Genomic DNA, 8706 nt, shown 5'->3' with positions numbered 1-8706 from the left:
AGCCCTTCGGGGTGCCGATCCGGCGACGGTGCGCGGCCAGCAGACGGGCCAGATACTCCACGAGGTGGCGTGGGACGTCGAGCATGGCAGCATAGGGGACCAACGTGAAGCCTCTGGTTCAACGGACGATCTTGTGGTGAGAACCGTCCTACCAGGGGCTTCACGTCTGCCCACACCCGGGCCACCACTGTCCACCCCAGCCCGCAGGGAGCAGATCAACCCGATTCGCGAAGATCAGCTCGCTGAGAAAACCTCAGTCAGCCTGAAGTAGGGGCTTCGTACGATCGTCCATTGATCCTCCGCGCGTAGGCTCGCTCTATGGAGCACCTCCCTCGTTCCTGATCTTGTCGACACGAGCCAGGAAGTCACGGTGAGCCCGCAGCGTGTCATCGAGAAGGTCATGCCAACCTCGGATCTGAATCCGATTGTCGTTCGCTACTGAGGAGATCGAAACGCTGCTTAGCTTGTCCTTGTGGTCGGCGATAAACGTGAGCTTGCGCACAGGGAACTGCTTACCCAGTGCGTCCACCTGGTTCAGAAACTCGTCCAAATCCGCTAGGTAATTTACGGCCCTCAGATATTCGGCGTCGGTTAGGTGATAGTCCATGCGCTTGATCTCAACGATCCATAGCGTCCCGGAATCGTGCAATAGGACGAAGTCAGGGCGCTTGGACTGCCGATTGATCGCTGTTGTTACCAGTGCGATGTTATGCTTCTTGAAGTACCAAGATTCGAAGGATTTGCGCACCCTTTCAAGGGATTCATTCATTCCCAGTGGAGTCCACTCTGGAGCCAGCAACCAAGGGGCTTGCTCCAGAAGTTCCTGGAGAGGTTGCTCCAACGTGGAACCGTCGTCAATAAGAGCCGACAGCTTGTTTACTACTTCGATGCGCTCTGAGGCAACTTGACCGAGTGAGTACATCTCGGCAATGCGCGCCTTCTGGAACAGCCCGAGCACAATTTCTAATGGGCTGCTGGCGTCCTCCGCGACCTCATGCAGTGCGTCGAGTAGCGTCCGGTGCGGGCCGATAGTTTTCGCGAGTTGATAGACCTTCTCCCTGTGTTCTGGATCAAGGATGGCCTCCCTGTCCTTGTCGCTCACGAGAAGCTTGGCAGCCTGCCTGACGGACTCCTGAAAAGCCTTGTCTCCTGGAGCATCCTCCTCAAGTCGGGTCTGCAGGTTGGTGGCCTTCTCGAAATCGTTCCAGGTCTCTTTCTTCAGCGAGTTCCTGCCCCGCGCGCCCAGCTCGCGCATGATGGCATGGCCCCACTGCCTCAGTGCATCACCGTAATCTGAGCTCCAGATGATGTCCTGTCGGTCGGACCGGATCAGATCCTCTCCTTCATCCAGCCATTCGGCGTGAATTTCGCCCACAAGATATGAGCGAATGCTGTATTCGCCAAAGAATCCTTGGGTGATGCCAAAGTCGCGCGTCATAGAGACAATTTTTCCGCGCGAGTAGATTCGGACACCGGCCATCGCTTCGTCACGGTAAGGTTTCCGGCTGTATGCTAGCCAGCCGGAGATAGGAAGTTTCAGGCCGGTTGACGTCTCAATATTGCGGTCAGCAAGATCGATGCGAGTGTCAGGCATCAATTCGATGTCCAACTCGCCGAGATGGAATGATTCGGGAATCAGCGTATTCTCTGCGTTGATGATCTCGACATCCCAGTCCGCGCGGCGAATTCCGAAGCGCGCACTGAGTTGACGATGCAACTCCGCCCCGCTGGGGACCCGCTTACGCCTGAAGTCGCGGAGCTTCACGGTGGTGCCCTGGTCGGCTGACCAGGTTCCATCGAGCGGGCCAGGTGAAGGGCGATACTCGTCATCTGTATCGTCCAAGATTTCATTCAGGGACAGCATAAGGTGCGCGACTTTGTATCCATAAGCCGTCTCCTCGCCTCCTGCTGTAATTACTTCGACTGTCTCACAGATCCCGAAGGGGGCCAGCTTGCCAATCCCCTTGCGGCCCATTACTGGTCGATTCTTGTCCCGCGACTTATCTTTTCCGAACCGCTTGCGGCGGTCCGAACCGACTGCCAGGTAATGTGAGTTGACTTCGCCCGCAGTCATTCCGTGGCCGTTGTCCGTGACTGTGATTTCGTATGCCCCTGAGCCGTCTAGGAAGACGCCCCATGGCAATGTGACGGTCACTCGTTCGGCGTCGGCGTCGTACGCGTTTGCGATAACCTCCGCGAGTACTGCTGACACCCGGTCATACATCTTAATGCCCAGTTTGTCGACAGTGAGGCGACTAATCCTCATTACGTATGGTTTGCCGGGAATGTCTCTGTTGGGTGCAGTGCTTTGGTCGTGCTCTCTGCTGGCCTGCCGCGGGACGTCCCCCCCCACGAAGCGGTTCCCTAGGGGCTCTTCCCGCTGATTCCCGCGGCTGTCGCCTTGCTGTGTCATCACGGCTCCTTGTTCCTGACGTCTGCCCAGTCGCGCCGATGCCATCAGGGGGGCGCCGGCTTACAGTCAGTTTGGGGGCCACGACACTCAAGTACCAGAGGGCGCTAGTGCTTTGAGGTCGTCGACTGGTTAGGATCGCCTTCATGTCTAGACCGAGTGCCATCGACCTCTTCGCCGGGGCCGGGGGCGCTACGCGGGGCCTCCGAGACGCTGGCTTCCGCGTGCTCGCCGCCGTGGAGAACGACCCGGAAGCTGCGGAGTCCTACCGCCGGAACCATGCCCGTGTTCTTCTGTACGAGGCTGATATCCGAAGTCTGTCTGCTGATCAGATTGCCGACGCAGTCCGTCTCAATCGCGGGGATTTGGACCTTCTCAAAGCTTGCCCGCCTTGTCAGGGCTTCTCGACCTTGGCTAAGGGGGAAGTTGACCAGGCTAGGAACGACCTGGTGCTTGATGTGGCTAGATTCGTCGATGCTTTCCTGCCTAGAATTCTATTGCTGGAGAATGTTCCCGGCTTGAGGCGGGATCGGCGACTAGTGCAACTAGTCGGCAAACTCGAGAATCTCGGCTATTCATTCATGGGCAGCCTTCTAGATTCGAGCAGATTTGGTGTACCGCAGCGCCGAAAGCGATTCATCTTGATGGGGGTAAGGGCTGATATCAAGCATTCCGAGGCTTCTGTTATCCCTCTGAACTACCTACCTGATAGCTTCCTGACTACCCCCAGGACTGCGCGCCAGGTACTCAAACACCTAGAGCGGTATTCCAAGCCTGACGACCCACTCGATGTCCACCGCAAGAGCAGTGAGGCGGTCCTCGCCAGGATCTCGGCGATTCCGATCGGTGGAAATCGGTTCGACCTTCCCGAGGAACATCAGTTGGACTGTCATCGTAAGCTCAAGAACCGATCTGCTGCGAGTTCGTATGGCCGTATCAAGCTCGACGAGCCAGCACCCACAATGACAACGAGATGTACAACACCCGCGTGCGGCACATTTGTGCATCCCACTGAAAACCGTGGACTTACGTTGCGAGAAGCTGCGACTTTCCAATCGTTTCCGATTGGTTATCATTTCTATGGGCAGTATGGATCTATCGAGAGGCAGATCGGGAATGCCGTACCCGTTCGAATGGCAAAAGGTCTGGGCTTGATCGCACGTTCAATTCTCAGTCAGTCTCGTGAGTGCTCGATCAAATCATCGGATACGGTCTGATGCCAGATGCGGTGCCACGACGCACCCCACTCGGTCCGTTATGAGATAGAGAGGCGTATAGTGGCTGCCCGTCGCCCTAAAGTCGTACCGCAGAGTGCAGGTCATCTACTGAGAGGCTTGTAGGTGGCTGGCTTCGCCTGTGCCTGAATTGCGGGGGGGGGTGGGCGGCGCCGACATTCGGTCTACCCGCAGTTTTCGGTAAGCGTCTGTTGACTGAGAGGAGCGTAATCCGCGGCCCGACTCTCTTTGGTCTAGCCGTTCGGTCTGCGGTTCGTCCACGCGTCGTTTACCGCAGGGTCTCGGGCTCTCGGGTCGTCAGGGGGGCGCAAGTAGCCGTCTAATACTGCAGCCGCAGTTATGGGGGTTGGTGGCTTCGGCGGCGGTAGTGGCTGAGGCGGGCTCGGTGTTGATGGCGTCGGCGCCAGCGTGACCAGTGGAGGATGTGGGCGGTCTCGTGCCGGGTGGTGTGGACGACCTTGGCCAACAGGCGGCGGATCTCGTTCATGCTCAGTCGAATCAGGTCATGGGATCGTCCCCCTTTTCCTCGGTGGTGGCCCGCAGTGCTGTCAGGTGCGCGGCGGCGGCCATGGCCAGGGTGATGTGGCGGTACCAGGCGCGGTAGTGGCGGACCTGGTAGTGGTCGAGGCCGGCTTCGTTCTTCGCGGCCTGGAAGCATTCCTCGATCGCCCAGCGGGCACCGGCAGCCCGGACGATTCCCGGTAGTGCGGTGTCGGCCGGGGCGTGGACCAGGTAGTACGCCTGCTCGCCGGTGGCGTCGTTGCGGCGGATCAGCAGTGCGGCCTCGAAGCCTTCGGCGGCGTCGCGGTCCGGCAGCGGGACCAGGGCCCAGGCGTACTCGCGTTGGCCGTGGGCGCCGTCACCGGCCGAGCGGATCTCCCACGCGTGCGCAGGCAGGATCGCTGCCAGGGTGCGGGCGTTCTGCCCGCGGGGCCCGAGCCTGTGCCGGTACCCGATGGCCAGGACGTAGGACAGGCGCTGTTCGGTCAGCCAGGCCCGCAGGGCGGGGTTGTCGCCGTACGCCTCGTCCCCGGTCACCCACCGAAAAGGCACGCCGGCCGCCACCGCCCGCGCCAGCATGGCCCTGGCCAAGGCGGGCTTGGTCGCGAAGACGACATCCCGGCCGATCCGCGCGTCCGCCCGCCGGGCCGCGTCCTCCGTCCAGGAAGTCGGCAGGTACAGCTCGCGGTCGATCAATGCCCGGCCCGCTGGGGAGGCGTAGGCCAGGAACACCCCCAGCTGACAGTTGTCGATCTTCCCGGTGGTGCCGGTGTACTGCCGCTGCACCCCGGCCGACCGGACGCCCTTCTTGATGAACCCGGTTTCATCCACGATCAACACGCCCTCGTCCTCCGCGAGATGCTCCAGCGTGAACGAGCGGACCTCATCCCGGACCGCATCCGCGTCCCAGTCCGCCTGGTTCAACAACCGCTGCATGCCATCCGGACACAGCTCCCCGGCCTGCTCGGCCAGCGTCCACCCGTTCTTCCGCTCCAGGGACGACAGCAGCCCCCGCAGATACTCCCCAACCCGCCGACGAGGCTCCGACCTGCGGAAATGCTGACCAAGCCGGCCCTGCAGAACCTCCAGACCCGCAGCCCAGGCCCGCACCTCGTCAACCGTGACATCCCCACCCATACCCAGCTCAACGACCAGACGGACCAACGGTCACACCAACTGCGGCTGCAGTACTAAGGCACCATGCGTTGGTAAGTGAGAGGAAACTGAGACGGCCCCTTCACCCTTGGCTGTAAGCCGTAGTGGCATCAGTCCCTGACTTGCGCCGAGGCCACCGTCATCCGGTGGAGGCTGTCGCTTCCGTATCCCGCACGTGCCGGATCAGGCGACGGGGACCCGTGGGTCATTCGGCCGTTGGTCCGGGTGTGTCGTTGACTGACGCGCAGTAGGCGCAGATAGAACCGCTAGTCCCGGGCCGACACTGAGCCTTTTCCATCATGCTGCTGAGCTGGCCAGATGCAGGGTGAGGACGGCTTGGACGAGGGCGGTGATGCGGGTGGTTGAGCACCGCAGCTTGCGGAGGAGTCGCCAGGACTTGAGGGTGGCGACGGCCTGTTCGACGAGTGCGCGGATCTTCGCGTGGGACCGGTTGACCGCCTGCTGGCCTGCGGAGAGGGTGTCCCACCGTCCCCAGTACGGGGTGCGGACTGTGCCGCCGGCACCGCGGTATCCCTTGTCGGCCCAGCACGCGCTGCCGATCTCGGCGAGGGCGTCGACGATGCCGTGCTCGCGAGCCGCGCGGACGTCGTGGACAGCACCGGGCAGGGCTGGTGAGGCCCACAGTAGCCGGCCGAAGGGATCGGCGAGGACCTGCACGTTCATCCCGTGTCTTTTGTGCTTTCCGGAGTAGAAGGGCCGGTCGGCGGCGATGCGGTCCGTCGGCAGGAGCGTCCCGTTCAGCAGCACGAACGCCTTCGCCGAGGCAGTCCCTGCCGCCTCGGCGAGGCTCGGAGCGAGAGCGGCCAGGACCTCCACTGCCTCGGCGATGTACCGGTGGGCGGTCGTGGTTCCGATGCCGAACCCGGCCGCGAGCTGGGCGTAGGGGTGGCCGTTGCGGAGGTGGGCGAGGGTGAGCAGGGCCTGGCGCCCCGTGTTCAGGCGTCGCCAGCGGGTTCCGATCACCACCCGGCGTCGGCGGAGCTCGGTCGACAGCAGGCGCAGGGCAGAGCTGGACACGTCCAGCCCGGACGGGTAGACAAGCACACGAAGCCTCTGGTGGGCGAGGGAATCTTGGTCGTGAACCCGTCTACCAGGGGCTTCACCACGCTGTCAGCCCAATCGCACTACCCGCCAGGCAGGTTGGAATCAGCTCACTGACTCGGGGTGGCTGCTGGCGTGATCATGGGCAAAGTAATCGACGCGGTCGCTTTCAAGTGCCGCTTCGGCACGCAGTAGACCGACCCGCCTGAGCACCTTGGGGCTGTAGGAAGCCCGCAATCAGCTGCGGAAACGGGCGCCGACGGTACCGCGGACAACGCCTTCACGGCTCTACTCGCCCAGGCTGACGCCGTAGGCGACCTCGCCTGGATCGTCTCAGTCGACCCCACGATCGTACGACCGCTGCCACGGTCCTCATGCTGCTCAGCATCCCGAACCGCGAGATCGACCAGGTCATGTGCTGCGAGGCAGGCATGTCCTCGCGGGTGGGCGCCCGCTACCTCCACGCGCCCGACGCGATGCTCAAGGGCGTTCCTCGGGTGATCGCTCTTTGCCATCTGGCGGCACACCGGGAGTCCCGCTGTGGACGGCGACCGGGGCGGCGGGGCTCGAGGCAACGACGTAGGGCCCCACCGCCGAGGCGGTGGGGCCCTACGTTCAGCCCGGTGAAGGCTGGGCGGAGGATACGAGATTCGAACTCGTGAGGGTGTGAACCCAACACGCTTTCCAAGCGTGCGCCCTAGGCCACTAGGCGAATCCTCCGCCGAGAACTGTACAAGACGTGAGGGGGTGCTCGCGACCATGGAACGGGAGCCGGTGCTCGCCGGAGACCGGCCGCTGCGAGCGCCGGCCACCGGCCGGTGGGGTGCCCGCCCGGTACGGGGCGGGTGGGGGCGGAGCGTGCCGGGGATCGGGTAGGGTGGCGTCAGCCCCTCACGCGGCGCTATCTGACTGAACTCCCCCAGGGCCGGAAGGCAGCAAGGGTAGGTTGGCTCTGGCGGGTGCGTGGGGGGCGTAGTCGTTCCCGGGGCCCGCCGCGTCCCGGCTGTGCGGCACCGGACCGTGCGCGGCCCGGTGGTCTCTCCCGGCGTCCACGAGCACCGGCTCGTACGTGCGGCGGGACGGGTTGTCGGTCGGGGCCGATATCGTCGTGAGTGTGTCGTCCCTCGCGCTGTACCGCCGTTACCGCCCCGAGACCTTCGCCGAGGTCATCGGGCAGGAGCACGTGACCGACCCGCTGCGGCAGGCCCTGCTGAACAACCGCGTCAACCACGCGTACCTCTTCAGCGGCCCGCGTGGGTGCGGCAAGACGACCAGCGCCCGCATCCTGGCGCGCTGCCTCAACTGCGCGCAGGGCCCCACCCCCGATCCGTGCGGCGAGTGCCAGTCCTGCCAGGACCTCGCCCGTGGCGGGCCCGGCTCCATCGACGTCATCGAGATCGACGCCGCCTCGCACGGCGGTGTCGAGGACGCCCGTGAGCTCCGCGAGAAGGCGTTCTTCGGCCCGGCCTCCAGCCGCTACAAGATCTACATCGTCGACGAGGCGCACATGGTCACCTCCGCGGGGTTCAACGCCCTGCTGAAGGTGGTCGAGGAGCCGCCGGAGCACCTCAAGTTCATCTTCGCCACGACCGAGCCCGAGAAGGTCATCGGCACCATCCGGTCGCGGACCCACCACTACCCGTTCCGGCTCGTCCCGCCCGGCACCCTCCGCGACTACCTCGCCGAGGTGTGCGAGCGCGAGGCGATCCCGGTGGACAGTGCCGTGCTGCCGCTGGTGGTGCGGGCGGGCGCCGGCTCGGTGCGTGACTCGATGTCCGTCATGGACCAGCTGCTCGCGGGCGCCGCCGACGACGGGGTGACCTACCCGATGGCGACGGCGCTGCTCGGCTACACCGACAGCGCGCTGCTCGACTCGGTGGTCGACGCCTTCGCCGCCGGGGACGGCGCTGCCGCGTTCGAGGTGGTGGACCGGGTGATCGAGGGCGGGCACGACCCCCGCCGGTTCGTCGCCGACCTGCTGGAGCGGCTCCGTGACCTGGTGATCCTCGCCGCGGTGCCGGAGGCCGCCGACAAGGGGCTGATCGACGTCCCCGTCGACACCCTGCAGACGATGACGGCCCAGGCCAACCGCTTCGGCCCGGCCGGGCTCAGCCGCGCTGCCGACCTCGTCAACACCGGGCTGACCGAGATGCGCGGCGCCACCTCGCCGCGGCTCCAGCTGGAGCTGATCTGCGCCCGGGTGCTGCTGCCTGCGGCCTACTCCGACGAGCGCTCGCTGCAGACCCGGCTGGAGCGGCTGGAGCGCGGCGGCTTCGCGCAGGCCGCTGCCGCACCGGCCGCGCCCGTCGCCCCCGCGCCGCAGCCCGCGGCGCCCCCGGCGCC

At 64.3% G+C, this 8706-nt stretch carries 5 protein-coding genes, 1 tRNA gene, 1 other RNA gene and 1 pseudogene; 4 read left to right on the top strand and 4 right to left on the bottom strand.

Annotated elements, in window-relative coordinates; genetic code table 11:
* Window positions 1-316: 316 nt before the first annotated feature.
* Window positions 317-2212, bottom strand: a complete 1896-nt coding sequence (locus HCN56_RS20825) for an ATP-binding protein (RefSeq protein WP_167973399.1) — start codon at window positions 2210-2212, stop codon at window positions 317-319.
* Window positions 2213-2556: 344 nt separating this feature from the next.
* Between HCN56_RS20825 and HCN56_RS20820 the strand changes: the two genes are divergently transcribed.
* Window positions 2557-3627 (top strand): DNA cytosine methyltransferase, encoded by a 1071-nt coding sequence (locus HCN56_RS20820; RefSeq protein WP_167973397.1) that lies wholly within the window; start codon window positions 2557-2559, stop codon window positions 3625-3627.
* A 531-nt stretch (window positions 3628-4158) separates the two neighbouring features.
* Here the strand turns inward: HCN56_RS20820 and HCN56_RS20815 are convergent.
* A pseudogene (locus tag HCN56_RS20815) lies at window positions 4159-5256 on the bottom strand (IS701 family transposase); the annotation flags it as partial.
* Here HCN56_RS20815 and HCN56_RS26645 point away from each other — a divergent pair.
* Window positions 5203-5340, top strand: coding sequence for a hypothetical protein (locus tag HCN56_RS26645; protein ID WP_245246816.1), 138 nt, complete (start codon window positions 5203-5205; stop codon window positions 5338-5340). The pseudogene HCN56_RS20815 and the gene HCN56_RS26645 sit on opposite strands and share 54 nt — an antisense overlap.
* A 258-nt stretch (window positions 5341-5598) precedes the next feature.
* Here HCN56_RS26645 and HCN56_RS20810 read toward each other — a convergent pair whose 3' ends face one another.
* Complete coding sequence (locus HCN56_RS20810; protein WP_167973393.1) at window positions 5599-6366, bottom strand: transposase family protein; 768 nt, start codon at window positions 6364-6366, stop codon at window positions 5599-5601.
* A 632-nt stretch (window positions 6367-6998) separates the two neighbouring features.
* A tRNA-Ser gene (locus tag HCN56_RS20805) sits at window positions 6999-7083 on the bottom strand.
* Window positions 7084-7246: 163 nt separating this feature from the next.
* Here HCN56_RS20805 and ffs point away from each other — a divergent pair.
* Both ffs and HCN56_RS20795 read left to right on the top strand, forming a co-directional pair.
* Window positions 7247-7341: signal recognition particle sRNA small type (ffs, locus tag HCN56_RS20800), an RNA gene on the top strand.
* A gap of 136 nt (window positions 7342-7477) precedes the next feature.
* The coding region (locus tag HCN56_RS20795; protein WP_167973401.1) for a DNA polymerase III subunit gamma and tau at window positions 7478-8706 on the top strand (1229 nt) is incomplete at its 3' end.

The sequence above is a fragment of the Streptomyces lonarensis genome, from assembly GCF_012033735.1.
In the GTDB taxonomy this organism is placed as follows: Bacteria; Actinomycetota; Actinomycetes; order Streptomycetales; family Streptomycetaceae; genus Streptomyces; species Streptomyces lonarensis.
Note: the sequence above shows the minus strand (reverse complement) of the source record. Positions and strands in the feature narration are given on the sequence as shown.

Excerpts from the sequence above, each read along its gene's own strand:
- HCN56_RS26645 (WP_245246816.1), top strand. The coding sequence starts at position 5,203 with ATGCTGACCAAGCCGGCCCTGCAGAACCTCCAGACCCGCAGCCCAGGC.
- HCN56_RS20820 (WP_167973397.1), top strand. The coding sequence starts at position 2,557 with ATGTCTAGACCGAGTGCCATCGACCTCTTCGCCGGGGCCGGGGGCGCT.